Source organism: Paenibacillus sp. MMO-58, from assembly GCF_037146255.1.
GTDB lineage: Bacteria > Bacillota > Bacilli > Paenibacillales > Paenibacillaceae > Pristimantibacillus.
Map to the genome: position 1 here is coordinate 317489 of NZ_JBBCVY010000001.1, position 25281 is coordinate 342769.

Below are 25281 nucleotides of genomic sequence, written 5' to 3' on the forward strand. Positions count from 1 at the left end.
GAAGAACATTCAAATGCGCAGTTTGCACTCTAACCGTCCATCACCCTCTCCCGTGCAAAGCCTTATACTCCGAAGGCGTACATTTCTTATACGTCTTGAACACCCGGTTAAACGTCGGCAGACTACCGAAGCCCGACCTCATTGCGACTTCCATGATCGACAAATTCGGATCGGTCAGCAGCTTCTCGGCATGCATGATACGGTGCTGAATCAGGTAGTCGTAATAGGACAACCCCATATACTGCTTGAACATACGCGTGAAATGATACTTGCTGAAGCCGGACAGCTCGGCAAGCTCCTCAACGCGAATATCCTCCGTGCAGCGCTCGTTCATATAGTTGCAAACCTGCAAAAATTTATCGATGTATTTGTGCTGCTTATGGCTCTTGGTACGCGGGAAACGGCGTTCCTCATGCATAAAGTTACGGCCCAGAGCGACAAAGAAAGAGATGAGCTTGGCGTAAGTCGAAGCCTCCTTCAGCATCGTATAGCTGAAATACTCGTTCACCAGCTCGAGCAGCATTGGCCTTAACAAGCCATGCAGCTCTTTATTTTGCTCTGCCGTAATCAAGAGGCAAGGACGGAGCAAATGAAAGGTAGAGTCAAAGCCGTTCAGGGCGTACAGCAGCGAGCAGTCGAACTGAAGAATAAGTCTTGTCCCGGAATCCGGGGCAAAAATCTCGTGCAGCTCGCCCGGAGGCAGGACCAGTATATCGTTAGGATAGAGGACATGCTTGGTCTCATTCACGATAACGGTGTAAATGTTCTCGAACGGCATGATGACTTCCACAGCGGTATGCCAGTGAATCGGATAGTTTTCGACTTCTTTGTTCAAATAAATGCGCAATCCGGGATGTTCACCGTAGGATACCGTTTCTTTGGCTCCGTTAAGAATGGGGATCATGTATCACTCTTCCTCTCTTGTTGGTAACTAATCAGATAATGGCATCCTCGTCTCATAAAATCAATAAGTCTATCAAAAAAGGCAATATTTGATTAGTTGAAAGCTATATTTACGAAGAGCGGTTTATCAAATAAAGCTATAATGAAGCCAATGAAAGCGAATACATTTGTTGGTAAATGACTTCTAATTTGCATTATTTCATTATGAGGTCCACATGACCATACGACTAAAGTAGTTAAATATAGCTATTTTTAATCGGTCAGTAGACGAAATGGACTAGAGGAGAGTGGAGATAAATGGAAGGCTCAAGCAAGGTATTGGATGTTACGCCACTTTGGAAGCATGTCAGAAAAGAGTGGAAGCTGTATTCCTTTCTCGTTATTCCCGTCATCTATTTTCTCATTTTCAAGTACGCTCCCATGATCGGAAATGTAATCGCTTTCCGGAAATATCGGGGCGGGCCAAACTTTCTTGGCACGGAATGGGTAGGGCTGCAGTACTTCCGGATGTTTATGAAGGATCCAACCTTCTGGCGGGCGTTCTGGAACAATATTTTCTTAAGCGTTGCTTACCTGATTATCCGATTCCCGTTAACCTTGATCTTCGCGCTCCTGATCAACGAGATCAGAAGGCTGAAGCTGAAAAAATTCGTTCAGACCGTATCCTATCTCCCGCATTTTATCTCAATGGTTATTTTGGCAGGTATGGTAAAAGAGATGCTTTCCGTCTCGGGTCCGATTAACGCGCTGCTTGGCCATTTCGGAGTCGATCCGATTCAATTCATCTCGCTGCCGCAATGGTTCTCAACCATCTACGTATCTTCCGGTATCTGGCAGGGACTCGGGTGGGGCACCATCTTGTACCTTGCAGCTATGACAGGGATCAATACGGAGCTTTACGAGGCAGCACGGATTGACGGCGCCAGCCGGTCCAGACTTGCATGGCATGTTACGATTCCGGGTATCTTGCCTACGATTATGACACTTCTCGTTCTTGATATCGGCGGTATTATGGGCTCGAACTTTGAGAAAATTTTGCTCCTGTACAACCCGCTTACTTATGAAACGGCGGATGTTATCTCGACCTACGTATACCGGATGGGTATTACAAACGCGAACTTCAGCTATGCAACCGCTGTCGGCTTGTTCGAAGGGGTTATCGGTCTCATCCTGGTAACGACAGCGAACGCTATTTCGAAAAAAACGACGAAATCAAGTCTGTGGTAGGAAGGAAGTGTTGAGCGTGAAAGCAACTCCAGGTTCTCGGATTTTTAACGGCGTAAACGCTTTGATCATGACCGTAGTTGTCCTCTTTACCTTATATCCGTTCGTTTATCTAGTTGCGCAGTCCTTCAGTTCCGAGGCTGCCGTCTACGCGGGAAAGGTAACGTTTTATCCTGTAGATTTCACTACGCTTACTTATAATGTCATCCTGAGCAAGCCTGATTTCTTCCGCTACTACGGCAATACGATTTTGTATGCGGTAGTCGGCACCCTCATCGCCGTATCGGCGACGGCTGTTATGGCGTATCCGCTCTCAAAGGAAAAACTTCGTCTTAACAAGTTCTTTATCCCGTTTGTGCTATTCACCATGTACTTCGGCGGCGGTCTTATCCCGAACTACATTCTCGTAGCCAAAACGCTGGATATGCGCAACACGATTTGGGCCCTTGTTATTCCCGGTGCGATCAGCGCCTTTAACGTTATATTGATGAAAACCTTTTTCGCAAGTCTTCCTAATGAGCTTGAGGAATCGGCCAAGGTTGACGGACTTGATGTCTATGGCATCTTCCTTAGAATTACGCTTCCATTATCCAAGCCGATTCTGGCAACCATGCTCTTATTTGTTATCGTAGGGATCTGGAACAGCTGGTTTGATGCTTCGTTGTACCTGCAGTCGAAGGAGAAATGGCCTGTAGCCTTATATTTACGGCAAGTTATCGAAACGGCGATCAGCCCGGCTGAACTTGGAGCAAGCGCGGAGCAAACGACGCAGATTGCGGCTACGGTTAAATCGGCTGCGATGGTATTAACTTCGCTTCCTATGATTTGTATCTATCCGTTTGTGCAGAAATATTTCGTGCAAGGCATGATGATTGGCGCTGTGAAAGGGTAGTACGCGATATAACCGGAACGGCCGTGAGGCAAGTTCTGTTATATAAATGCAATGATTAAAAGGGAGGCACGTCATGAAAAGATTCAGTAGAGCAATGGGATTGATTTTGTCGGTTATCATGGTTATGTTTGTCATGGCAGCATGCAGCGGGAACAATAACGAAAAGTCCAGCAACAGCTCCGCTTCGCCTGAAGCATCCGCGGCAACTACGGGTAATGCTGCGGCATCGGATAAACCTGCCGAGGATTACGCATACGGTGAGGACGTAACATTCCACTCGAATGAGCCGGTAAAGTACTCCATGATGTTCAGCGACAACGAGGGCTATCCTTACAAAAAAGACTGGAGAATCTGGAGCGCGATTCAAGAGAAAACAAACGTATCTTTTGATCTGTCGGTTGTAGCAAGAACGGAATACGAAAACCAAAAATCGCTCCTTGTAAACAGCGGCGATGCTCCGTATATCATCCCTAAAACTTATGATGAATCCGCATTCGTTGCAGGCGGACAAATCGTTCCAATCAGCGACTATGTGCAATATATGCCTAACTATCAAAAAGCGGTAAAAGCTTGGGGCATGGAAAATGACCTGAAAGCGAAAATGCAAGCTAACGGTAAATACTATGTTCTTCCCGGCATGTGGGAAGCACCGGGCGGCGGTTACTCGTTCGTTATCCGTAAGGATATTTTCGAGAAAGCCGGCGTAGACTTGTCCAAAGAAACAAGCTGGACATACGAAGATTTCTACGCGGCTATGAAGAAAGTTAAGGAATTTACTGGCGCTAAATACGTATTCTCCGATCAATCCAAAGGCGAATCGACTTTAAACATCGCAGCCGTAGAATATGGCGTAACTGCCGGTTGGGGTAAAGCCAACGGCATGCGCTTCAACCAGGATACGAAGCAATTCGAATTCGCTGACAATACGCAAGACTTCAAAGACTATGTTTCGTACTTCAATAAACTGATTACGGAAGGCATCATGGATCCGGAATCGTTCACGCAAGAAGACGATGCGGCAAAAGCGAAGTTCTACAAAGGCGATACTTACGTTATCAATGCCAACTATCAAGTATTCACGGATATCCAAACAAAGATGGAAGATCCAAATGCCCAGCTGATGATTATCACGCCTCCAGGTGGTCCTAAAGGCCAACTGCAAGTTGAAAACTCCCGTCTTGAGAACGGCATTATGATCAGTGAGAACGCTTTGAAAGAGCTGGGCGAAGAGAAATTTATTAAAATGCTTCGTTTCGTTGACTGGCTCTGGTACTCCGATGAAGGTCAAACGCTCAGCTTGTGGGGGGTAGAGGGCGAGACGTATACAAAGGATGCAAGCGGTAAAATCACGCTTAATCCGGATATTACTTACAACGGCATGAACCCTACTGCAACGAAAAAATTGAATGCAGACTACGGTTTCGGCGGCGGCGTATTCGCATACGGCGGCACAACGAAGCTTAGACAGTCGAAAATGACAGACGGTGAAATCGACTTCAACAACCGCATTCTGAACAATCGTACGGCTCGCCCGGTTGCGCCGCCAATTATGGCTACAGCGGACGAAAGCGAACAGTTGAACCTCATCTCGAAGCCGCTTATGGACTATATAAGCACGATGACACTCAAATTCATCACGGGCCAAGAGAAGATCGACAACTTCGACAGCTATGTAAAACAAACGCAAGCGAACGGCAGCGACCGTTACGCGCAAATGGCTAATGACATCTTCAATAAAACGAAGAGTGTTCTTGGCTACTAGACCATAAAACAATAAGGGCTAGATGAACCTGAACGGTTCGTCTAGCCCTTATGTAATATGCCGCTTCATTAACCGAAACGGCCCGTAATGTAGTCATTAGTCCGTTGATGCGTAGGATTCGTGAAGATGGTTTCCGTTTTATCGTATTCAACCACATGACCGTTGAGGAAGAAGGCCGTTTTGTCGGATACGCGCGCTGCCTGATGCATGTTATGGGTAACGATAACGATGCTGTAATCCTGTTTCAGCTCGGAGATCAGCTCTTCGATCTTGGAAGTCGAGATCGGATCAAGTGCGGAAGCGGGTTCGTCCATCAGAATGACATCCGGCCTAACCGCAATCGTACGCGCGATACAGAGACGTTGCTGCTGACCGCCGGATAAAGCCAAAGCGGATTTGTGAAGACGGTCCTTGGTTTCTTCCCAGATCGCAGCTTTCCGCAGGGATTGTTCAACAAGCTCATCCAGCTGCTTCTTGTTCTTAATGCCGTGATAACGCGGGCCGAAAGCGATATTCTCGTAAATCGATTTATGGAACGGGTTAGGGCGCTGCCATACCATCCCGATTTTTTTGCGAAGCGCTACGACATCCGTTTCCGTGCCGCTGATCTTCTGCTCTTTCAGCCAGATATCGCCGGTAACCCGGCAGGATGGGATCAGGTCGTTCATCCGGTTCAAGCTTCTGAGGAAGGTTGATTTACCGCAGCCGGAAGGACCAATTAAGGCAGTCACTTCTTTTTCGGCGAAATCAAGCGAGACGTCATGAACGGCATGCTTTTCTCCGTAGTGAACATTTAATTGTTTGGCGGCCAATGCGATTTCTGTCATGCTTGTTACCCTCCTAAAAAGAATTGCAAAGCAATTCTTGCTTCGTAAGCATCATCTTATTTCGAAGCTGTAAATTTATTATGCATGTAACGACCAAGCGCCCGTGCTCCAAGGTTGAAGAGCAGAACCGTAATGATCAGCACGGCCGAAGCGCCTGCCGCGATTTGCGTAGCATCCGGAGCTAAGCCCTCCGAGTTAACCTTCCAAATGTGAACGGCGAGGGTTTCGGCCGGACGCATAGGGTTAAGCGGCGAAGCGGAGTGGAGCGGGTTCCAGTCGGAAAAATCAAGACGCGGGCTGCTCATGCCGGCGGTGAACAGAAGCGCTGCTGCTTCGCCGAAGATCCGGCCGGCAGCCAGAATCGAGCCGGAAAGCACGATTGGCAGGGCAATCGGTAGCTGAACCGAGCGGATGGTTTTCCATTTGGAAATGCCAAGCGCAAGACTTGCTTCCTTCTGCTGGAGCGGTACGCTGCGGAGACCTTGCTCGGTAATCCGTACCATCAGCGGCAGGTTAAAGATCGTCAGCGCGATTGCGCCGGATAGCAGGGAGAAGCCCAGGTTGAATTTATTGACGATAACAAGCAGGCCGAACAAACCAACGATAATCGAAGGAAAGGAAGACAATACTTCGACGACCAGACGAATCGCGGAAGTGATTTTGCCTGCTTTTGCGTATTCGCTCATATAAATACCTGCGCCGATGCCAAGCGGCACGGTAATAATCATCGTAAGTACTAACAGGAACAGAGAGTTGAACAGCTGCGGACCGATACCGCCGCCTTTACGGATCGTTTCTGGCGGGGAAGTAAGGAAATGCCAGCTGATATGGCCAAGTCCACGGAACAAAATGTAGCCCAAAAGTCCGATCAGGGCGAGAGCGATTAAGCCCGTGATGAAAATAATAATGCCGGTTGCGATTTTATCTACTGTTTTGGCACTCATAGCTTCTTCCTTCCTTCCAGCCAGCGAATGATAAAGACGAATACAAAGGTCATAAGCATCAGCATTAATGCTAGCGACCACAAGGCGTTATTTTGAACGGAGCCCATCGCCGTATTGCCCATGCTAAGCGTAATGGCGCTGGTCAGCGTTGAAGTCGATTCGAATAAGGAATGCGGGATATGCGGTGCGTTACCGATGACCATCTGCACGGCAAGGGCTTCACCAAATGCTCTCGCAATACCAAGTACGATACCTGTCATTTGCGCGGGAAGCGTAGTAGGCAGGACAATGCGATATATTGTTTGCCAACGGGTTGCGCCAAGTGCGTAGGAACCTTCCTTCAGGCCCGCGGGCAGGGAAGCCAGCGCATCCGTTGCTATAGTCGTAATTGTAGGTAAAATCATAAAGGCGAGCACAATAGCGCCTGCTGCGATCCCGACGCCTTGGCCAGGGAACAGGTTGCGGAATAATGGAACGATGACGCTTAAACCAACAAATCCGTATACAACGGAAGGAATACCTGCAAGCAGTTCGATAACCGGCTGCATAAATGTCCGGCCCAACTTCGGAGAGAGCTCAATCATAAATACTGCCGCGCAGAATCCGAGCGGAGCAGCAATGATAGCAGCAAGAATCGATGTGCTGAACGAACCAAAAATAAACGGCAAGGCGCCAAACAACGCCGGTTCGCCATCCGGTTTCCATTTGAGTCCTGTTAACAAATCCTTTACGTTTACGCCGTTTACGATAAAGGTGCTAAGTCCTTTTGAAGCGACGAAGTAAACCATCGAAAAAATGGTGATGATAAGAAACAAGATGCAGATGAATGTATATACTTTGCCAACCCATTCCTCCGCAAGATGCGGCGTGGCTACTTCCCGATCATTAGACTTCTTCATCGCGACCACCCTTTACATAATTAACATGTAGGCATGCAGTCAAGAGACGAGCTGGCCCGCCTCTTGACTATGCCTTTATTTATTGGAGATTAATTATTTCGTTACTGCGCCTTGAGCATCGCGTTTAACTTCCATTTTGCTTACTGGAATGTAGCCCATTTCTACTACGTCGCCTTGGTCGCCTTGAACATCTTCAGATACCATGTAGTCGAGGAATGCTTTAGTAGCTGCATCAGGCTCGCCTTTTGTATACATGTGCTCGTAAGCCCATACCGGGTAAGTGCCGTTAGCTACGTTATCTACATTTGCTTCAACGCCTTCGTATTTAACAGCTGCGATCGAATCGTCCAGGTAAGACAGAGCCAGGTAACCGATAGCGCCAGGAGTTTCGCTTACGAGCTTCTTAACCGTACCGGAAGCATCTTCTTGGATCGAACCTTGAAGGTCTTCTGTTTTAGTGCCAAGAGCGAATTTCTCGAAAGTAGCGCGAGTACCGGAGCTCGAAGGACGGTTAACGATTTGGATTTTCTCGTCTTTACCGCCAACGTCTTTCCAGTTCGTTACTTTACCAGTGAAGATGTCAACCAGTTGTTGCTTAGTCAGGTTGTCAACGCCAACGTCTTTGTTTGTTACGGCAGCCATAGCAACTACTGCTACTTGATGGTCAACCAGCTCTGCTGCTTTGTCAGCATCCAGCTTTTCTTCAGCGAATACGTCGGAATTGCCGATTTGGGCTTGGCCTTCCGATACTTGAGTCAGACCAGTACCGCTGCCGCCGCCTTGAACTTGAATCGATACGCCGGAGTTTTTGTCCATGAACTCTTTGGATACTTGGTCAACCAGCGGTTGAAGAGCAGTAGAGCCTGCTGCCAGAATCGATCCGGACAGATCAGCGGAAGCTGTGTTATTTGTTGTTGCATTGTTTGTAGCGGCAGCATTACCATTTTTATTTGCATTGTTATTGCCGCAAGCTGCGAGCGATAAGGACAATGTCAGTGCCATAGTGACGATCAGAGATTTTTTCATTTGAGTAGGTTCCCCTTCCAAACTTTTGTTTTTGTTTTGCTTACATGAGTTATTGTAGTTGGGCTACGTAAACGCAAAACGTTAATCATGTTAACGCAATGTAAATTTTTTTGAGAGTTGTTAACCTTGTCCGGATGATTGTAATCCTCTATAGTAAGGGTGAAATTTCTCCTTATGAAATGAGGATGTATTAGATGAAGGAAGCTGAACTGAAACATGTACTCAATCAGGTGGAAAGCCGGCAGGACGAGTTGTTCGATTTGCTCGCTGAACTGGTCGCTTTCCCGACGGTAAGCCCGCCGGCGCGCAATACGATGCAGGCGCAGATGTTTATGAAGCATCAGCTTAGTAGTCTTGGCTTCGAGGCAGAACTGTGGGAGGTCTATCCGGGAGATCCAAACGTAACCGCGGTTAGACGAGGGACGGAGAGCGGTTCTTACAAAAGCCTGCTTCTGAACGGGCATATGGACGTTGCGGAAGTGGGCGACAGCAAGGAATGGTCCGTTCAGCCGTTTCAATTAACGCTTAACGATGGACGGGCATACGGCCGCGGGACAGCCGATATGAAGGGCGGCCTTGCCGCTTTGTTGTTTGCCATTAAGCTTCTAACGGAAGCCGGTATCGAGCTTAAGGGAGATCTGTTATTCCAATCGGTTATCGGGGAAGAGGCCGGCGAAGCTGGCACTAGAGCCTGCATGGAGCGCGGCTGCGATGCGGATTTCGCCATTGTGGCGGATACAAGCCATCTGGCGGTTCAAGGACAGGGAGGCGTGATTACCGGCTGGGTTACGGTGCAAAGCCCGGTTACCCATCACGATGCGATGCGCTCCCGGATGATTCATGCGGGAGGAGGGGTGCATGGGGCAAGCGCGATCGAGAAGATGGCGAAGCTTATTGCCGGACTGCAGGAGCTGGAGAGATACTGGGCGGTAACGAAGTCCTATCCGGGATTCCCGCCTGGCTCCAATACGATTAATCCGGCTGTCATAGAAGGAGGACGCCATGCCGCGTTTGTTGCGGACCGCTGCTCGCTTTGGATTACCGTTCATTTTTACCCGGACGAAGATTATGAATCGGTAGCAGCAGAAATTGAGGATCATCTGATGTGCGTGGCGCAGGGCGATCCATGGCTGCGGAATCATCCGCCAACGTTCCGCTGGGGCGGCAGATCCATGATCGAGGAGCGGGGAGAAATTTTTCCTTCATTAGAGATTGATCAAGGCAGTGATGGCGTGATGACGTTGCTTGCGAAGCATCGGGAAGTTCTGAACCGCGAGGCGGAAGTTGGAATGACGCCAACGGTTACGGATGCAGGCTGGATCGGGCGCGCAGGAATCCCGACGGTCATTTACGGACCGGGGGAGTTAAGCAAGGCCCATGCCGTAGACGAAAGCCTTGATCTTAGTGAGCTTATTGAATATACGAAGGTGATGACCGCTTTTATCGCCGACTGGTGCAACCGGGAAAAAGCATAAAAGATGAAAATGACGTATACAGCCCTTATAATGAATAATGTTAATGACGATTCAGAGGAGAGATCATGAGATGACGAACATCAATGAGTTTATTGCAGGTTGGAAGAACCACCGCAAAGTCTTGCACGACTTGCTGGCGGATGTAACAACAGAGCAGCTGTCCTTTAGACCTTGGGAGAAAGGAATGTCTGTCCAGGAGCTTGTCCTACATATTACGGGGGCAATGGATATGTTCGTGAAGACGGTACAAAATGGCGTTCATACGCAAGGGGACAAGCATGCTTATGCAACTGCCGATGAGCTGAGAGCTGGCGTAGCGGCTACAACGGAAAGCACCGAAGCGATTCTGCGATCCCTAACTCCGGAACAGCTTGCGCATACGATCGATTTCTTCGGGAACCAGGTTCCTGCTTTTGCGCTGCTGCAAAATGCGAAAGATCATGAGATCCATCATAAAGGCCAGCTGTTTACATACCTGAGATTGGTTGGCATTGAGAAGCTGCCATTCTTCGTGGGCCGCGGATAGGACTGTTAAAGTATAGCACTGGACGGTGCAAAGCACCGGATGGTATGATGCTTGAGGGTGAATACAATATGAATAATGATATTACGAATGCGAATAATAACGAAAATAACGATAATACCGAAGTCTGGGACGCGCTGATGAAAACGATCTTCCAGAAGGGACTCGCGACACTAAAACCATTCTTCCCTCATGTGGAAGGTCTTATAGTGAACGATGAGAAGTTTGGGCAGATCTTTATTTACCGCGTGACGAATGACTTCAAGAAAACGTATGACTGCGGCTTTTTCCTGCGTGAGCTGGCGGAACAGTTCCAGGATGGCGGCCGTGAAGCCGGTGAATGGATGGCTTCCTTCTTCTACGAGCTGATGAAGTCTAACAAAGGCGGCAAAGAGCTGCCTGCTCCTCCCGACAGCGAACAGAAGGAAGAGCAGTTTATCGATGATGTGTTGTTCCCGCATTGCCTTAGCGCGGTCAGCGAGGAATTTGCGCCGCTTGCGATTACGGGCAACAGAGGGCTGGATGAGAACCTTACGCCTGTTCTTGAGCTTGGCTTCAAGGATGTTCCGGAAGAGAAATGCGTTTTCCCGATTCATTATCTGTATAAAATGATGCAGCTCAACCGCGATCCTTCGGATACGATTCTTGTCCAATTGGCCAAGCTTCGTCAGAAGTATGGCGTAGAGTAAAGAGGATCGGATTGATGAACCGTCCCTTGGAGGGATGGTTTTTCTTTTGGACTAGACTGATGATTTGTTGGAATGATATGATGTTTACGGGTGAAGCGAATAATGAATAATGAGACGACAAACGAAGAGATCCAAGGCAATTCAGAGGAAGAAGCGAAGCAATTCGCTGAGCTTGTCAAGGCGGTCCAGCATAACGGCTTTGTCGCTTTGAGACAGCATTTCGAAGATGTTCAAGGGCAAGTATTGAACCAAGAGCTTTATGGTCCCGTGTTTGTTTACAAAGTGAAGGATGAATCCGGCAACGATTACGTTTGCGGCTTTTTCCTTCGTGAGTTAATCGCGAATTTCCAAGCGGGCAACGAAGAGGCGACAGAATGGATGGCTTCGTTCTTCTACGAATTGATGAAGACCGAAGGGGGTAAACCGCTTCCGCAGCCTCCTGCAAGCGAAGATGATGCCAAAGCTTTAATCGATAAAGTTCTCATCCCGCATTGCATCAAGTCTGTTGAAGACGAATTCCCCGAGGAGAAGGTTCATGCAGGTCTTGCCTGGAACGAAGAGCTGAAAGGACCTGTATTTGAAACAGGTTTCCCGGCGATTTCCGACGGTAATAATGTTTGCGCTTTCTCTCTGCATCTCTTGTATACGCATCTTTTGATTAACCGCGATCCTGCGGAATTGCTGCTTCGGGGACTGTACAAGATCCGCGAAGAGCATGGCATGGATTAGAAAAAACAGCTCCTTTATAGGGGCTGTTTTTTTGTTGCCGCATCTTTTGTGATATACTGTTTATTAAGTACACAATTATGACATGACCGGTATGGAGGATAACGGGATGGAGCATGGTGATGAGGAAGACGTACTAAAATCCTTGCCGCGGGGGGTTGCATTGGCATGGGGGCTGGTGAAGGAATCGCAGAGGGGACCGAAGCGCGAGCTTTCTATCGACCAAATTGTTGCGGCTGCAGTAGAGCTGGCGGATAAGGAAGGACTTCAAGCTGTCTCGATGAGCCGGGTTGCGTCATCTTTGGGTTTTACGGCGATGTCGCTTTACCGCTATGTGCAAAGCAAAGACGATTTGCTCCTGCTTATGCAGGAGTCGGTCTGCAAGCTTCCGGATAGGCCGGAGGAAGAAGAGGCGGATTGGCGCGAGGGTATGCGGCAGTATGTGCGGGATTGCATCCACGTATTTCTGAAGCATCCCTGGTATGCGGATATTCCGGTATCGGGCGTGCCCCTAACGCCTAATAATCTGCTGTTTGTGGATCTGGCCCTGCGGCCGATGCGGAAGCTTCCGCTTAATGACTTTGAGAAAATGTCTACCGTTCTGCTGCTCAGCAATTACGCGCGTTCCACCGGTCAAATTCAAAGGGACATGGTTCGAGCGATTGAAGGTGGGGCAAGTCCAGGCTCCTTCAGCGGACTCGATTATACGAAGGCGCTTAAGATTCTCGTGAAGGAGGAGCATTATCCGGATCTGCAGCCGCTTATTGCATCAGGCGTATACACGGAGGAGAATCCGGCGGATAATCCAATCGGCAATGATTTCGATTTTGGCCTGGAGCGGATTCTGGACGGAATTGAGCATTATCTCGCTTCCAAAGGCTAGATGCGAAAAAGCCAGCCATTTGATGAAAATCATCAGATGGCTGGCTTTTCTGTTTTCGGAATTCTATTAACTAACGGCGTCCGGCTTTCTTGCGGAAGGAGAAGATGCTCCAGACGAACGCAAGGGTCAAGATGAACAGACACCAGCCAACAGCCCACCAAGCGCTATTATCCAGCGGCGTACCCGTCAGCAATCCCCGGATCGTCTCGATGACGGGCGTAATCGGCTGATGATTGGCTACGCCTTGCAGCCAAGAGGGCATTGTATCCGTTGGGACAAAGGCGCTGGACAAATAAGGGAGGAACAGAAGCGCAAAGCCGTATCCGCTTGCTGCCGCCGGACTTCCCGCTACCAGGCCGATAGCTGCAAATAACCAGGTGAAGGTCAAAATAAACAGGGTAATGACGGCAATCGCAAGCACCCATTCGATAAAGCTGGCGTTTGGACGGAAACCGACAAGCAGGGCGACTCCAATCACAACGGCCGTTGCAAATAGATTTCGGGCGAGACTAGCTGCGACATGACCGGTCACAACGCTGAGGCTTTTGATCGGCATCGTTCGGAACCGGTCGATAATGCCATTGGTCATATCGTTGGATACGTCAACGGCCGTGCTTGAAGAGCCAAACCCCGCGCAGAGCAAAATAATGCCCGGGACCACGTAATTCACATAATCCCCGCCGGAATCGATTGCTCCTCCAAAAACGTAAGTAAACAGAAGCATGAGCATAACAGGGAGCATAATCGCCATCATCAGAGCCTCCGTATTACGCAGGCTGTGACGGAGACTACGGCCGATGAAGACAAGGTTGGTTGTCAGCATCGTTGCCGGTTTTGCAGGTTTAGTGGAAGTGATCATACGTGTTGCACCTCTTTTCCGTTAGTTGTTAAGGCGACAAATACATCGTCCAAGCTAGGCCGGCGGATATTGACCCGCGTCCCATGCGGAACCGAATGAACTAGATCATTCAGCGTCCGGCTAATATCTTGAATGCTGCCGGTTGTAGGCAGCGTTTGAATAACCTCGTCATGGCCGTTTAAGAGTTCAATAACTTCTCCTCCGACACGCGCCTTTAATTGCTCGGCACTGCCGGTCGCAACGATCCGGCCGCCGTTAATGACGGCGATCTGATCGGCCAGTTGATCGGCTTCCTCCAAATATTGCGTAGTCAGAAAGATCGTCCTGCCTTGACTCGCCAGTTCGCTAATGATATCCCACAATGCCCGCCGGCTGACGGTATCCAGACCGGTAGTGGGTTCATCCAGAAAGATGACGGAGCGATCGACCACAAGGCTGATGGCAAGGTCCAGTCTTCGGCGCATGCCTCCCGAATAGGTTTTTACCCGTTTCTTTGCCGCGTCAACAAGATCAAATGCCTTTAACAGCTCTTCCGTGCGAGTTCGGGACTGTGAAGAAGTAAGCCCCGACAGTCTGCCTATCATTCGCAAATTTTCTTCGGCGGACAAGACTTCATCCACTGCGGCGAACTGGCCGGTGAGGCTGATATGCTGCTTGACCAGCTCCTGCTCGGTCTGAACGTTATACCCTCCAACTATAACCTTTCCCCCATCGGGTGCAATTAAGGTAGACAAAATATGAATCAAAGTTGTTTTGCCTGCTCCGTTAGGGCCCAGCAGGGCAAAGACGGATCCGGCCGGTACGGACAGGTCAAGTCCGCTTAATACGGTTTGTTTCCCGAAGCTTTTGCGGAGACCCGAAACTTCAATCGCCATTGATTTCACAAAGCGCCTCATTTCTGTGTACGTTGTACACTGATTATTATATAAACAGTATATGATATAAACATTAAATGATGCAATGATTTTTTGGAAAAGAGAACGGATCACAAACTTTGCTGTTTCAATTGACCACTAGAGGTGTAATAGATAATACGAGATCGGATACGGTTTCGAATACGAGAACGGAATAAAGGAGAGATAACTATGCCAAAGGAAAACACAGGTAGCGGTCTGCTGGTAGGTACAATTGTAGGGACAGCGGTTGGTGCTGTCGGGGCGCTTCTGCTAGCGCCGAAAACAGGTGTGCAGCTGAGGGAGGATATCTCGAATAAGTTCCAGGCACTCAGCCAGCGTACTCAGGAACTTGCTTCCACGGCGAAGGACAAAACTAAGGATGTTCTGTCGAGCGTCAGGGAAGAGGCGTCGGACTTGACCGATAGGGCGAAGAAATCCAACGAGCATGTCATGGATGCCTTCAGCTCCGCCAAGGACGATATGAAAGACAAGATGAGGTCCACAACGAATTAAGAAGCGGATCGAAGGGAGAGGTTGTCCACCGGACAACCTCTCTTTTTTTGCGCTAGGGATTGGCAAAAGAAAACCGCCCGTCTCGTATCGAGACGGGCGGTTCGTTCAGCCTCCTTCGCTTTGCGGCGGATGCAGAAGCTGTCTTAATTTATCAAGCGCACGCTTCTGGAAGCGGGATACGCTCATTTGGGATACGCCAAGCTGATCGGCGATTTCCCTCTGGGATTGGCCATGCTGATAGACGAGAACGAGCACTTTGCGTTCCTCATCCTTGAGCTGCGCCATGGCATCGCTGAGGGCGATCCGGTTATCGACATGGCTGTAATTATCGCTGTTGTCGCTTATGACATCGCCAATTGTCGCACTGTCCCCTTCGCTGGAGAGCGGGGTGTCAAGCGAGACGTATTGATAAGATTCGCGGGAAGACAAGACTTCGATCGTTTCCTCCACCGATAATCCCAAATAAGCGGCAATTTCGTCCATCTTGGGAGAGCGCTCGAGCTTGGTTGTCAGCTCGTCGATGGCTTTTTGGACGAGCAAGCCTTTTTCCTTCATATTTCGAGGCACCTGTATGTACCAGGACTTGTCGCGCAAATAATTTTTAAGCTGGCCAATGACGCTTTTCATGGCGTAGCCTTCGAATGGAACGCCCTTATCGCTATCGTACTGCTTGAATAGGCGCAGCATGGACATTTGGCCGACCTGATACAGATCCTCGTAGAGATCGGGGCGGTTTCTCGAAATTTTTGACACGGCCATCCGGACCAAGGATTCAAAATGCTGCAACAATGCCGTTGCGGCATCGTTGCAGCTCATTTCCTTATATTTTTGAAGCAGATCAGCAATTTGCTGCTGATTCAGGCAGGATGATTGTGATTTCATGCCATCTCCTCTTTCCTACCAAATCGCTTGGTTAGAATCACCTCGGTGCCTAATTCCGAGCGGACCTCAACCTGGTCCATTAATGCCTGCATCAGAAAAAGACCGAGACCTCCCACATTCGCGTCGATTAATGGCTTTTCGTGCAGGGAAGCATGCGCAATAACGGTCGGCTCGTAATGAAAGCTGCTCCCGGAATCCTTGACCCGGATTTGAAAGGAGTCTTCCTCTGCTTCAAAGATGACTTCAATGATCCCGAATTCCCCTCCGTTGTAGGCATGCAGGACAACGTTGCTGCATGCTTCCGTAACGGCTACCTTCATATCTTCTATTTCTTCGTAAGAAAAGCCTTCCTTGGCGGCCAGCCCCGACAGGGTCAGCCGCACGATATCAATATATTCGGCTTTCGCCGGTATAGTTAAGCTAGTCCATGGTTTCATCATTGTTCCCGTTCCTCTCCGCTTATCCTATTATAGCTTAATGTTGTTTGAGTTTTCTCCAAATTCGTAAGGAGGAAATAATGCCGTCTGTTATAGCGCCGGTAATCCTCCCGTTGCTCGGCCGGGCGGTTCCGCTATCGTAGACCTCCCGCTGAGCTTTGCTTTTGACGGTAGCAACAAGGCCCGCGGCCGTTTCCTTCATTACGCCGGTAAAGCTGTGCAGGGTCTGGCCGATGTCATGCACGGTTGCGAATACGACATCCAGCGAACGGAGCTTCGTGCGGACATCAAGGGTCATCTCCGTGGTGTTATGAATCATTTCCTTCACGTCCCCGCTGATCTCGGAGACGTCGGTTCGAAGCTCACCGACCGTGTTTCGTACTTCGTTCAAGGTTGAAGTCAACGCTTTGATGGTCTGAATAAGGAAAAACATCAGGATGACGAAAGCAACCGTAATGACGGCAATAATGATCTGAATGAATATATCCATTACAATCACATCCTCTTTTTTTCTTTTTTAATACCCTAGAAATATGTAAATGAAACAGCCGTGTAATTGTAAATATAATGGTATACTTGATTTAAGAGATTAAGAGAGAAGGAGATTTCTATGTTTCGAGCACTCAAATTCAATATCAGAACCAAGATTGCAATCGGATATTTCCTTATTCTTATCTGTCTTGGTACTTCAATCATAGCGGTGACCGACCGTATTGAGGCGCTGCAAAACGAGGTTGAGACGATAACGACCAGGGATGTGGAAATCCACAGTCTGATTTCCGCCATTCAATATGATGCCCTTAATATGGCAACTGCCCACCGGGGATATCTGCTTACAGGAGAAGAGAACTATCTGGATCCCTACGAGAAAAGTAAATCTGAGTGGGAATCAAACTATACGAGCCTATACGCTAATATTTCAAATCCAATAACTCAAAAAGATCTTGAAGATGTCAAGATGACAATACAGGAATGGCTCACCAAGGTGGCAGAGCCTACGATTGCAATGAAAAGGCAAGCTCAAACTGACGATATTTTAGACGTTTTCAACAAAGATATTGGCAAACAGCAGATGGACAGCCTCCGAACGAAATTCGATAGCATCGGAAATCAGGAAGTCCAGGCAACAAGGCTTCATATCATTGATCTTGAAAATAAGAATAGAATACTAACGGTCGTCATCTACATCCTGCTGCTAGTCGCAACCATTATTTCGTTTATGATTGTATCGTTTGTGTCCAGCTCTATTGTCAAAACAATTAAGCAGGTCGTGGCGACCATTAAGGAGATCGCTTCTTCCGGCGGCAATTTGGCAACCCGGATCAAGGTCAACACAAAAGACGAGATCAAGGAGCTTGGGGACGCAACCAACGAGCTGCTTGCAAGCCTGGAAGCGCAAAGCTGGATTCAGGCCAAGGTTGCGGAAGTCGCAACGATGACGCAGGGGATTAATGATCTGCAGGTGCTTGCCCGGACGTTTCTGACGAAGGTCGCACCGATGGTGAACGCGTCTTACGGCGTGTTTTACATCCGGAAAGGGGCAGGCGATCAGCAGCGTCTGGAGAAGCTGGCCTCTTACGCCAGCTCCGGGGAAGATGCAGGCAAGTCCGATATCCGCTTTGGAGAAGGACTGGCAGGGCAATGCGCATTAGAAAAACGCATCTTCCTTGTTAATCAGACGAAGGATCATGCTCCGCTTATTTCAACCGGACTATTTCAGCTGGAGCCGCGCAGTATACTGATCGTGCCCATTGAATACGAGGACAGGCTGGAAGCCGTTATCGAATTCGCTTCGCTTGAATCATTCACCTCCCAGCACCTGAAGCTGATGGAAGAGGTTGAGAAAGACTTCGGCATAGCGGTTAATAATGTAGCCGGACGTATGGAAGTCGAGCGTCTGCTTAGCGAATCCCAGGTATTAACCGAGGAATTGCAGATGCAGCAGGAAGAGATGCGGATGACAACCGAGCATCTGGAAGAGCAATATCTGGTGGCCGAGCAGAAGACCAAAGAGCTCGAGAAAGCGAAGGAGGAATTGGAGGATTACTCTGAGCAGCTGGAGAAAAGCTCGCAGTACAAGTCTAATTTCCTTGCGAATATGTCGCATGAGCTTCGCACGCCGCTCAATAGCATTCTCATTTTATCGCAGCTGCTGGCAGAGAATGAGAACCATACTTTAAACGAAGACGAAGAAGGTTATGCTAAAGTTATTCATACTTCGGGTACGGATTTGCTTAAGTTAATCGACGATATTTTGGATTTGTCGAAGATTGAAGCGGGGAAAGTTATTTTGACCGTGGACGAAGTGAATCTGACCGAAATTCCGGAGCTTATGAAGCTGACCTTTAACCCTATAGCGGAAAAAAGAGGAGTTAACTTTGCGATTGACATGGCCGAGAGTCTTCCTGTCGTATGGTATACGGATGGCCAACGGCTGCAGCAAATTTTGAAAAATCTGCTGTCCAACGCCTTCAAGTTTACGGAGAAGGGCTCCGTTCGATTAGGATTCGATCATACGGATGACGGGATGCTGGCGATTTCCGTAACGGACACGGGAATCGGTATTCCAAAGGATAAGCAGAAGCTGATCTTTGAAGCCTTCCAGCAGGTGGACGGCAAGACAAACCGGATTTACGGCGGAACGGGACTAGGGTTGTCCATCTGTAACGAGTTTGTGAAGCTGCTGGGCGGGTCCATCCAGCTCGATAGTACGCTTGGCGAAGGCAGCTGCTTTACCGTCTATCTGCCTCTGCTTAGTCAAGAAATGGTTGCTTCCATTCAATTGGGTCAAATGGAAGCATCGGCGGCCATTGAAATCACGGACAAGGAACAGGTTGAAGAGACGCAGCCGTCTGGAGAGGAAGCAGCGGAAGAGCCGATCGCCGGCTGCGTGTTTGCAGGGAAGAAGGTATTGCTTGTTGAAGACGACGCGCGCAATGTGTTTGCGCTCGTTAACGCGCTGGAGAACAAAAAGATGCAGGTGACGGTTGCGGGCAACGGCAGGGCCTGCATGGATCTTTTAATAGATAATAAAGACTTTGATCTTGTTCTGATGGACATTATGATGCCGCTTATGGATGGGTATGAGACGATGAGGGAAATGCGCAAGCAGCCGGAGCTGCAGGCCATGCCGATTATCGCGTTGACGGCAAAAGCGATGAAATCCGACCGTGACAAATGTCTCGAAGCGGGTGCTTCGGATTACATCAGCAAACCATTACAGATGGATCAATTGTATTCGCTTATGCAGGTATGGCTGACGAAGCAGGTGGGGAGCTAAATGGACAATCAGCAGCACTTTGATTTACCGGATCATACGCTTGATGAACTGCCGGCTAACGAATGGGAAGACATTGAGATCGAGCTGTTGATTGAAGGGCTATTCCGTGCATACGGTTATGATTTCCGTCATTACTTAAGATCCTCCCTCAAGCGGCGGATACGGAACCGGATGTATATGGACGGCGTGCAGACTGTTACCGGAATGCTGGAAAAGGTTTTGCACGAGCCGGATTATGTCCATAAGCTGACCAATGACTTCTCCATCAAAGTAACGGAGATGTTCCGTGACCCAAGCTTTTTCCGGGCATTCCGCGAGCGGGCGGCTCCGCTGCTGGGCAAGCTGCCGGAAATCCGGATTTGGCATGCGGGCTGTTCAACAGGCGAAGAAGTGTATTCCATGGCTATTCTGCTGCAGGAGCAAGGACTGCTCGAGAAGGCCAGAATTTATGCAACAGATATGAGCGAGCGTGCCATTGAGCAGGCGAAGAAAGGGAAGTTCCCTCTTAAGCGGATGCAGACGTTTACCAAAAACTATTTGCAGGCCGGCGGAACAAAGGAGTTCTCCGCTTATTACACGGTTGAAAGGGATTATGCGTTATTTGACCCCGCTTTGGCACAGCATGTGATGTTCGCCCAGCATAACTTGGCAACGGACAGTACGTTTAACGAATTTCATGTGATCCTATGCCGCAATGTCATGATTTATTTTAATCCCGAGCTGCAGGACCGCGTACACCGGCTGTTCCATGAGAGCTTAACGGAGGCGGGGATATTGGGGCTTGGCAGCATGGAATACCTGATCGCGCCTTGGAAGCAGCATTACGAGGAGCTTGCCGACGGCGAGCGGCTTTTTGTGAAAAAGGTTTAGATTATACGGCTAAACAGAAGCGAGTGTGAGCAGATTGAATACCCCAAAAACGAAACAAGGAAAAAACCTGGAAGACATTCAGGAAATGAATCGCTCGCTTCTAATTCGACTGATGAGGAAGCGTCAACAGGTGTGTACCCGCGCGGAATTAACGCAAGAGTCCGGACTTAATCAATCTACAATTACGAATATAATCAACGAGCTGATTAACGGGGGGCTTGTCGTGGAGACAGGCGTCATCGAAGGGAAAAAGGGCCGCAGATCCATTGGCATCCGTTTAAACAACGAGCCGTTTAAGGTCGTAGGCATCCGGCTTTCCCGTAAATCGATTACGGTTGCCCTCTATGATCTCGGCGGAAAGGAATATGGCAGCAAGCAGGTCTCGATCCGTAATTTGGAAGGGTCCGATACGGCTTTTGCCAAGATGAAAGGGCTGATTGCCGAGATTATCGAACCCTGCAAGGAAACGGTTAAAGCTATCGGAAATGCAACGCCGGGCCCGCTTTTCCGCAGTGAAGGCCGAATCGCGCTGATGACCGAGTTTCCAGGCTGGGAAAAGATTAATATTCAAGACGAGCTGAATCGGGAGTTTGGCTTGCCTGTTTATATTGAGCATGACGCCAAAGCCGGAGCATTAGCCCATTGGTGGTTCAGTGAACCTCATCTGGATCATGGCGTTATGGTATACGTAGCTGCCGGGCAGGGGGTAGGCGCAGGCATTGTCGTGGACGGCAAAGTATATAGGGGAACGCTTGGCATGGCCGGTGAAATCGGACATATGAGCATCGATTACAACGGTCCGTTATGCGAGTGCGGCCATAAAGGCTGCCTTGAGCTTTATTGTTCGACAACCGCGCTTCTAAAAAAGTTGCATAAGGAGCATTCCGCTCTTCCGTCCGTTTGGAAAGCGGTACAAAAAGAGGATTCTGCGACCGTTGAAGCTGTCCGAAGCGTGTCCTGGTTCCTTGGATTTGGACTTGTCAATATCATCAACACGTTTAACCCGGACCGGATCATTATCGGTGATGAATTGTCTAATGCGGGAGAGCTTGTCCTTCAGACGATTAGAGAAGTTATCGATTCCAATGCGCTTCCGGTTGTATCAAGCCGGGTTACGCTGGAATTAGCTTCACCCGCTGTAGACGATATCCTGGTAGGAGCTGCGACAACGGCCATTGACAGCTTGCTGACCCAGCCTTCCGTCTTATTCGGGCAATAGGCCTTAGTAAAATGGCTAAGGTCTTTTTTTAAAATTTAACAATTGATCAAATCAATTAATTGATTTATAGTAACAATAGATAAGGTAAATTTTTACATTGTTGCCGCAGCGGAGGGAGCTTTGAAGGAATGAGTGTCTTACTAGGAATTGATATCGGGACTTCAAGCGTTAAGTCTCTGCTCATGGATGCGCAGGGCAACGCGATTGGCTTCTCGCAGATTGAATACGATATCAGCATTCCGTCGGTTGGCCGCGCGGAGCAGGATCCGGAAATCTGGTGGGATCTCGTTTGCAGGGCAACCACACATGCGCTTGGTCAAGCGAATATCAAGGCAGACAGAATCACGGGTATCGGACTATCGGGACAAATGCACGGATTAGTAGCCCTCGACCGGCATCATAACGTGATTAGACCGGCGATCATCTGGTGCGATCAACGCTCCACCGGAGAAACGGAAGAGCTTAACCGGTTATTTAGCCAGGAGGAGCTTGGCAAGCTTATTCAGAATCCGGTTGCTGCCGGCTTCCAGCTGCCGTCGCTTATCTGGCTAAGAGAGCATGAATCCGAAAGTTACGGGAAGATTGCCCATGTGATGCTGCCCAAGGATTACATCCGGTTCCGGCTCACCGGTGAGATTGGCGTCGATACAACGGATGCATCAGGTACTTCCGCTTACGATGTGGCAGGCAAGAACTGGGCCGTATCGCTGCTGAACCGGGCTGGAATAGATACCGCCATATTCCCTGCCCCGGGTGAACCATGGGAAATCGCCGGACAGGTATGCTCAAAGGCAGCTGCAACGAGCCCTTTGAAACAAGGAACACCCGTTGTTTATGGCGGGGCGGATCAAGCGATGCAGGCTATCGGAAACGGCATTCTTGCTCCGGGTATCGTATCTTGCACGATTGGGACGGGGGGCCAGTTATTTACTCCGATTGACACCCCGGTATACGACCCGTTATTGCGTACGCATACCTATGTTCATGCCGCTCCAGGCAAATGGTATCTGCTCGGAGCATCGATGAGCGCGGGGCTTTCCCTGAGGTGGCTGGCCGGCAAGATTCTGGGCCGCAATGATTACAGGCAGCTCGACCTTGAGGCGGCTGCAGTGGCAGCAGGCAGCGAGGGCTTGTTGTTCCTGCCTTACTTGGCAGGTGACCGTACGCCGCATATGGATGCATACGCCAAGGGGATGTTCTTTGGACTTACCCTTAACCACGGCTACGAGCATATGGTTCGCTCCGTGCTGGAGGGAGTTGGCTATTCCATGCGGGACAGTCTGGAGATCTTTAAGAAGCTTGGCGTGGGGATGGATCGAATCATCGTCTCCGGCGGCGGGGCCAAAAGCCAATTGTGGAAACAGATTCTGGCGGATGTGCTGGGCAGCGAGGTGTACACAAGCACGATGAAAGAGCAGGCCTGCGTGGGGGCTGCTATAATGGCCGGAGTAGGCACAGGGGTATATGCCCATGTAGAGCAAGCGATTGCCGCAATCGTACGGATTCAAGAAGAGCCCATCCGACCGCTTTCCGAAAACAGAGATATTTATGCTAGACAATACGAAGTCTACAAGCAGCTGTATGCAAGCAACAAAGCACTTTTTCCAATGCTGAGTCGACACGATTAACCAAATGGAGGGACAAGCCGTGATGAATCAATGGGAAATGCCTAACCTGTTAAGGCTTGAGCAAGGGGAATCGGCAAAACTTACGCGGTAAGCGAAGACGGAATCAGCTTTGCCAAGACGGGACGAAGCATCGGGCTTTCAGACCGGTATACGCTTCCATCGGTTCGCGACCCGCATGTATTTCAGAGTGAAGACGGCAAGTACCATATGCTGATGACGACAAGCCTGATCGACAGCGGTAAAAATAAAGGATGTCTGGCGCATCTCGAATCGGATGATCTGGAGAACTGGACGGAGCTTGAGCCTTTTATCGTTCCCGGCTATCATGACGAGCCGGAGTGCTCGGACTGCTTCGAGTGGAACGGCTGGCATTATCTTATTTTTAGCAATGACGGAACGGCTCGTTACCGGTATGCCCGCGATCTGAACGGACCTTGGCTGCGGCCGGCAATGGACGTGTTTGACGGTCCGCAATGGCGGGTGCCGAAGACGGCGGCTTTTCCGGGAGGCCGGCGAATTGCCGCAGGGTTTCTCTCGTCCCCGGGCAAGTACGGCGGAGAACTGATCCTGCGGGAGGTCGTGCAGCTGGCTGACGGCTCTTTAGGGTTCAAGTTTGTGCCGGAATTGACGGAGCAATCAACCGCAGCGCCGAAGCTACTGGAGTCGTTCCGCTTGGAGGGCGGGGCCGGATGGGCGGATAAAGCTGCCGGGCAGCAATCGGAATCCTATCGGCTGTCCTTCCAAGCGAAGCCTGAGGACCAAACGATGTACTTCGGCTTTTCCGTAGCCGATTCCTCTAACTTTACCTCTGGCTACGATGTGCGTTTTGAACCGTCACGGAGAAAGATCGGAATTCACCGCATTCATGCTTCTACCCTGCAAGAAGATGAACTGTCCTCCATTTACGATGTGGACGGACTGGATCAACCTGTCTCGGTTGAAGCTGTCATTAAGCCAGGCTGGATCGATTTATGCGTAAATGGTCATCGGACGCTTATTTCCCGAATCGACATGCCATGCGGACATCTTCGTTTCTTCGCTCAATTCGGTTCTGCCGAGTTTGCTTCCATACAGCTTGAAAGGACAGAGTAGGTAGCCGGGGGTGGTACAGAAAAAGACCGGCGAGCATTCGCCGGTCTTTCTTATTCACCCACATATTTGGTTAGAATCACTTCGGTGCTGCTCTCAGTTGACTGCACCGTTACTTCATCCATGAGAGCCTCCATTAGATAAATGCCGAGGCCGCCGACGGGCAGCTCGCTGATTTCGATCCCTTGCAGGGGAGGGCTGTCAGTTCCGGTTTCGGAATGCTCGAATGGAGGGCCGTCATTTTTGACAATAATCGTGATCCCCGCCTCTGTTGGCTGGAAGGTAATGTCGATCAGACTGCCTTCTTCCTCCTCGGAGCCTCCATGCAGCACAGCATTCGTACAAGCCTCGGATACCGCGACCTTCATATCTTCGATGTCTTCATAGGAAAAATTCAGTTTGGACGCAATACCGTAAAGGCATACTCTTACGATATCGATATAATCGGCATGGGAAGGGATTTGTAATCTTATCATGATTATCCCTGTGTCCCTTCCGATAAATAACCGGATATACCCGTCAAATCAAACAATCGTTGAATGGACGGGGGAATATCCTTGACCGAGAATGGCGCATTAATGCCGTCACGGTATTTGAGCACGGACACGATAATGCCGATACCCGTACTGTCGATATATTTCAAATCGCGAAGATTAAGCACGAGACCGCGGTCGGTCCGCTCCATCAGCGGCTCCAACGCGGCTCTAAGCTGAGTAACGACCGATAGGTCAAGCTCTCCGCCAAGCGATAAAATGTAGCTGTCGTTTGTTTCTTTTTGCTCAATCTGGAATTGCTGAGACTTCATCTAATCCACTCCGATCATTATATTAAGATA

The 25281-nt window shown here is 49.4% G+C and carries 26 protein-coding genes; 14 read left to right on the top strand and 12 right to left on the bottom strand.

Annotated features, from left to right (window positions below):
• Nucleotides 1-40 precede the first annotated feature (40 nt).
• Complete coding sequence (locus WFJ73_RS01305; RefSeq protein ID WP_336771173.1) at nt 41-904, bottom strand: helix-turn-helix transcriptional regulator; 864 nt, start codon at nt 902-904, stop codon at nt 41-43.
• 296 nt (nt 905-1200) lie between these two features.
• Here WFJ73_RS01305 and WFJ73_RS01310 point away from each other — a divergent pair, with 296 nt between their 5' ends.
• The 3 genes from WFJ73_RS01310 (at nt 1201) to WFJ73_RS01320 (ending at nt 4781) form a co-directional block, all read left to right on the top strand.
• Entirely contained in the window at nt 1201-2130 is a 930-nt protein-coding gene (locus WFJ73_RS01310; protein ID WP_336771174.1) for an ABC transporter permease, read from the top strand.
• Nucleotides 2131-2197: 67 nt separating this feature from the next.
• Nucleotides 2198-3019 carry a carbohydrate ABC transporter permease gene (locus WFJ73_RS01315; RefSeq protein WP_083778252.1) on the top strand — a complete coding sequence of 274 codons (822 nt, stop codon included), beginning with the start codon at nt 2198-2200 and terminating at the stop codon, nt 3017-3019.
• Between the two features lie 73 nt (nt 3020-3092).
• On the top strand, nt 3093-4781 hold the full coding sequence (locus WFJ73_RS01320) for an ABC transporter substrate-binding protein (RefSeq protein ID WP_336771175.1): 1689 nt from the start codon (nt 3093-3095) through the stop codon (nt 4779-4781).
• A 68-nt stretch (nt 4782-4849) separates the two neighbouring features.
• On the opposite strand, the gene pstB is transcribed toward WFJ73_RS01320, so the two are convergent.
• From pstB to WFJ73_RS01340, 4 genes are all read right to left on the bottom strand, one after another.
• Nucleotides 4850-5608, bottom strand: a complete 759-nt coding sequence (gene pstB, locus WFJ73_RS01325; protein WP_015843418.1) for a phosphate ABC transporter ATP-binding protein PstB — start codon at nt 5606-5608, stop codon at nt 4850-4852.
• 56 nt (nt 5609-5664) lie between these two features.
• Complete coding sequence (pstA, locus tag WFJ73_RS01330) at nt 5665-6552, bottom strand: phosphate ABC transporter permease PstA (protein ID WP_336771176.1); 888 nt, start codon at nt 6550-6552, stop codon at nt 5665-5667.
• The gene (gene pstC, locus WFJ73_RS01335) at nt 6549-7451 is read right to left on the bottom strand and encodes a phosphate ABC transporter permease subunit PstC (RefSeq protein ID WP_336771177.1); all 903 of its coding nucleotides are present in this window, start codon (nt 7449-7451) and stop codon (nt 6549-6551) included. The genes pstA and pstC overlap by 4 nt, the downstream gene beginning before the upstream one ends.
• A 93-nt stretch (nt 7452-7544) precedes the next feature.
• A complete protein-coding gene (locus tag WFJ73_RS01340; RefSeq protein ID WP_336771178.1) occupies nt 7545-8477 on the bottom strand; it encodes a phosphate ABC transporter substrate-binding protein in 933 nt (310 codons plus the stop codon).
• Between the two features lie 194 nt (nt 8478-8671).
• Between WFJ73_RS01340 and WFJ73_RS01345 the strand changes: the two genes are divergently transcribed.
• The 5 genes from WFJ73_RS01345 to WFJ73_RS01365 all read left to right on the top strand — a co-directional run bounded on the left by WFJ73_RS01345 (nt 8672) and on the right by WFJ73_RS01365 (nt 12773).
• Entirely contained in the window at nt 8672-9952 is a 1281-nt protein-coding gene (locus WFJ73_RS01345; RefSeq protein ID WP_336771179.1) for an acetylornithine deacetylase, read from the top strand.
• A 70-nt stretch (nt 9953-10022) separates the two neighbouring features.
• Nucleotides 10023-10478, top strand: coding sequence for a DinB family protein (locus WFJ73_RS01350; protein WP_336771180.1), 456 nt, complete (start codon nt 10023-10025; stop codon nt 10476-10478).
• A gap of 68 nt (nt 10479-10546) precedes the next feature.
• The gene (locus WFJ73_RS01355) at nt 10547-11164 is read left to right on the top strand and encodes a hypothetical protein (protein WP_336771181.1); all 618 of its coding nucleotides are present in this window, start codon (nt 10547-10549) and stop codon (nt 11162-11164) included.
• 102 nt (nt 11165-11266) lie between these two features.
• Nucleotides 11267-11893 (top strand): hypothetical protein, encoded by a 627-nt coding sequence (locus WFJ73_RS01360; protein ID WP_015843425.1) that lies wholly within the window; start codon nt 11267-11269, stop codon nt 11891-11893.
• A gap of 106 nt (nt 11894-11999) precedes the next feature.
• Nucleotides 12000-12773 (top strand): TetR/AcrR family transcriptional regulator, encoded by a 774-nt coding sequence (locus tag WFJ73_RS01365; RefSeq protein ID WP_132303701.1) that lies wholly within the window; start codon nt 12000-12002, stop codon nt 12771-12773.
• Nucleotides 12774-12843: 70 nt separating this feature from the next.
• On the opposite strand, the gene WFJ73_RS01370 is transcribed toward WFJ73_RS01365, so the two are convergent.
• Nucleotides 12844-13632, bottom strand: a complete 789-nt coding sequence (locus WFJ73_RS01370) for an ABC transporter permease (protein WP_336771183.1) — start codon at nt 13630-13632, stop codon at nt 12844-12846.
• The gene (locus tag WFJ73_RS01375) at nt 13629-14516 is read right to left on the bottom strand and encodes an ATP-binding cassette domain-containing protein (protein WP_336771184.1); all 888 of its coding nucleotides are present in this window, start codon (nt 14514-14516) and stop codon (nt 13629-13631) included. The genes WFJ73_RS01370 and WFJ73_RS01375 overlap by 4 nt, the downstream gene beginning before the upstream one ends.
• A gap of 201 nt (nt 14517-14717) precedes the next feature.
• On the opposite strand from WFJ73_RS01375, the gene WFJ73_RS01380 reads away from it, so the two are divergent.
• Nucleotides 14718-15041: a YtxH domain-containing protein gene (locus WFJ73_RS01380; RefSeq protein WP_127495984.1), complete on the top strand. Its 324-nt coding sequence runs from the start codon at nt 14718-14720 to the stop codon at nt 15039-15041.
• 105 nt (nt 15042-15146) lie between these two features.
• Here WFJ73_RS01380 and WFJ73_RS01385 read toward each other — a convergent pair whose 3' ends face one another.
• Genes WFJ73_RS01385 through WFJ73_RS01395 form a run of 3 tightly spaced genes read right to left on the bottom strand, consistent with a single transcriptional unit; the run spans nt 15147 to nt 16850 of the window.
• A complete protein-coding gene (locus tag WFJ73_RS01385) occupies nt 15147-15923 on the bottom strand; it encodes a sigma-70 family RNA polymerase sigma factor (protein WP_336771185.1) in 777 nt (258 codons plus the stop codon).
• Nucleotides 15920-16360, bottom strand: coding sequence for an anti-sigma B factor RsbW (gene rsbW / locus WFJ73_RS01390; RefSeq protein WP_442955921.1), 441 nt, complete (start codon nt 16358-16360; stop codon nt 15920-15922). The genes WFJ73_RS01385 and rsbW overlap by 4 nt, the downstream gene beginning before the upstream one ends.
• A gap of 37 nt (nt 16361-16397) precedes the next feature.
• Nucleotides 16398-16850, bottom strand: coding sequence for a DUF948 domain-containing protein (locus tag WFJ73_RS01395; protein ID WP_336771187.1), 453 nt, complete (start codon nt 16848-16850; stop codon nt 16398-16400).
• Between the two features lie 120 nt (nt 16851-16970).
• Between WFJ73_RS01395 and WFJ73_RS01400 the strand changes: the two genes are divergently transcribed.
• From WFJ73_RS01400 to WFJ73_RS01420, 5 genes are all read left to right on the top strand, one after another.
• Nucleotides 16971-19640: an ATP-binding protein gene (locus WFJ73_RS01400; RefSeq protein WP_336771188.1), complete on the top strand. Its 2670-nt coding sequence runs from the start codon at nt 16971-16973 to the stop codon at nt 19638-19640.
• Complete coding sequence (locus WFJ73_RS01405; protein ID WP_336771189.1) at nt 19641-20510, top strand: CheR family methyltransferase; 870 nt, start codon at nt 19641-19643, stop codon at nt 20508-20510. It begins immediately after the preceding gene.
• A 130-nt stretch (nt 20511-20640) separates the two neighbouring features.
• Nucleotides 20641-21729: an ROK family protein gene (locus tag WFJ73_RS01410; protein ID WP_336771190.1), complete on the top strand. Its 1089-nt coding sequence runs from the start codon at nt 20641-20643 to the stop codon at nt 21727-21729.
• A gap of 128 nt (nt 21730-21857) precedes the next feature.
• Entirely contained in the window at nt 21858-23357 is a 1500-nt protein-coding gene (gene xylB / locus WFJ73_RS01415; protein ID WP_336771191.1) for a xylulokinase, read from the top strand.
• Between the two features lie 69 nt (nt 23358-23426).
• Nucleotides 23427-24449 carry a hypothetical protein gene (locus WFJ73_RS01420; protein ID WP_336772112.1) on the top strand — a complete coding sequence of 341 codons (1023 nt, stop codon included), beginning with the start codon at nt 23427-23429 and terminating at the stop codon, nt 24447-24449.
• 50 nt (nt 24450-24499) lie between these two features.
• Here the strand turns inward: WFJ73_RS01420 and WFJ73_RS01425 are convergent, their stop codons facing one another.
• Nucleotides 24500-24922 (bottom strand): ATP-binding protein, encoded by a 423-nt coding sequence (locus tag WFJ73_RS01425; protein WP_336771192.1) that lies wholly within the window; start codon nt 24920-24922, stop codon nt 24500-24502.
• A 2-nt stretch (nt 24923-24924) separates the two neighbouring features.
• Nucleotides 24925-25251, bottom strand: coding sequence for an STAS domain-containing protein (locus tag WFJ73_RS01430; protein WP_127495978.1), 327 nt, complete (start codon nt 25249-25251; stop codon nt 24925-24927).
• Nucleotides 25252-25281 lie beyond the last annotated feature (30 nt).

What these genes read in the sequence shown, in the direction of transcription:
- WFJ73_RS01305 (WP_336771173.1), bottom strand. Translation starts at nt 904, where the DNA reads ATGATCCCCATTCTTAACGGAGCCAAAGAAACGGTATCCTACGGTGAA.
- WFJ73_RS01310 (WP_336771174.1), top strand. Translation starts at nt 1,201, where the DNA reads ATGGAAGGCTCAAGCAAGGTATTGGATGTTACGCCACTTTGGAAGCAT.
- WFJ73_RS01315 (WP_083778252.1), top strand. Translation starts at nt 2,198, where the DNA reads ATGACCGTAGTTGTCCTCTTTACCTTATATCCGTTCGTTTATCTAGTT.
- WFJ73_RS01320 (WP_336771175.1), top strand. Translation starts at nt 3,093, where the DNA reads ATGAAAAGATTCAGTAGAGCAATGGGATTGATTTTGTCGGTTATCATG.
- pstB (WP_015843418.1), bottom strand. Translation starts at nt 5,608, where the DNA reads ATGACAGAAATCGCATTGGCCGCCAAACAATTAAATGTTCACTACGGA.
- pstA (WP_336771176.1), bottom strand. Translation starts at nt 6,552, where the DNA reads ATGAGTGCCAAAACAGTAGATAAAATCGCAACCGGCATTATTATTTTC.
- pstC (WP_336771177.1), bottom strand. Translation starts at nt 7,451, where the DNA reads ATGAAGAAGTCTAATGATCGGGAAGTAGCCACGCCGCATCTTGCGGAG.
- WFJ73_RS01340 (WP_336771178.1), bottom strand. Translation starts at nt 8,477, where the DNA reads ATGAAAAAATCTCTGATCGTCACTATGGCACTGACATTGTCCTTATCG.
- WFJ73_RS01345 (WP_336771179.1), top strand. Translation starts at nt 8,672, where the DNA reads ATGAAGGAAGCTGAACTGAAACATGTACTCAATCAGGTGGAAAGCCGG.
- WFJ73_RS01350 (WP_336771180.1), top strand. Translation starts at nt 10,023, where the DNA reads ATGACGAACATCAATGAGTTTATTGCAGGTTGGAAGAACCACCGCAAA.
- WFJ73_RS01355 (WP_336771181.1), top strand. Translation starts at nt 10,547, where the DNA reads ATGAATAATGATATTACGAATGCGAATAATAACGAAAATAACGATAAT.
- WFJ73_RS01360 (WP_015843425.1), top strand. Translation starts at nt 11,267, where the DNA reads ATGAATAATGAGACGACAAACGAAGAGATCCAAGGCAATTCAGAGGAA.
- WFJ73_RS01365 (WP_132303701.1), top strand. Translation starts at nt 12,000, where the DNA reads ATGGAGCATGGTGATGAGGAAGACGTACTAAAATCCTTGCCGCGGGGG.
- WFJ73_RS01370 (WP_336771183.1), bottom strand. Translation starts at nt 13,632, where the DNA reads ATGATCACTTCCACTAAACCTGCAAAACCGGCAACGATGCTGACAACC.
- WFJ73_RS01380 (WP_127495984.1), top strand. Translation starts at nt 14,718, where the DNA reads ATGCCAAAGGAAAACACAGGTAGCGGTCTGCTGGTAGGTACAATTGTA.
- WFJ73_RS01385 (WP_336771185.1), bottom strand. Translation starts at nt 15,923, where the DNA reads ATGAAATCACAATCATCCTGCCTGAATCAGCAGCAAATTGCTGATCTG.
- rsbW (WP_442955921.1), bottom strand. Translation starts at nt 16,360, where the DNA reads ATGAAACCATGGACTAGCTTAACTATACCGGCGAAAGCCGAATATATT.
- WFJ73_RS01395 (WP_336771187.1), bottom strand. Translation starts at nt 16,850, where the DNA reads ATGGATATATTCATTCAGATCATTATTGCCGTCATTACGGTTGCTTTC.
- WFJ73_RS01400 (WP_336771188.1), top strand. Translation starts at nt 16,971, where the DNA reads ATGTTTCGAGCACTCAAATTCAATATCAGAACCAAGATTGCAATCGGA.
- WFJ73_RS01405 (WP_336771189.1), top strand. Translation starts at nt 19,641, where the DNA reads ATGGACAATCAGCAGCACTTTGATTTACCGGATCATACGCTTGATGAA.
- xylB (WP_336771191.1), top strand. Translation starts at nt 21,858, where the DNA reads ATGAGTGTCTTACTAGGAATTGATATCGGGACTTCAAGCGTTAAGTCT.
- WFJ73_RS01425 (WP_336771192.1), bottom strand. Translation starts at nt 24,922, where the DNA reads ATGATAAGATTACAAATCCCTTCCCATGCCGATTATATCGATATCGTA.
- WFJ73_RS01430 (WP_127495978.1), bottom strand. Translation starts at nt 25,251, where the DNA reads ATGAAGTCTCAGCAATTCCAGATTGAGCAAAAAGAAACAAACGACAGC.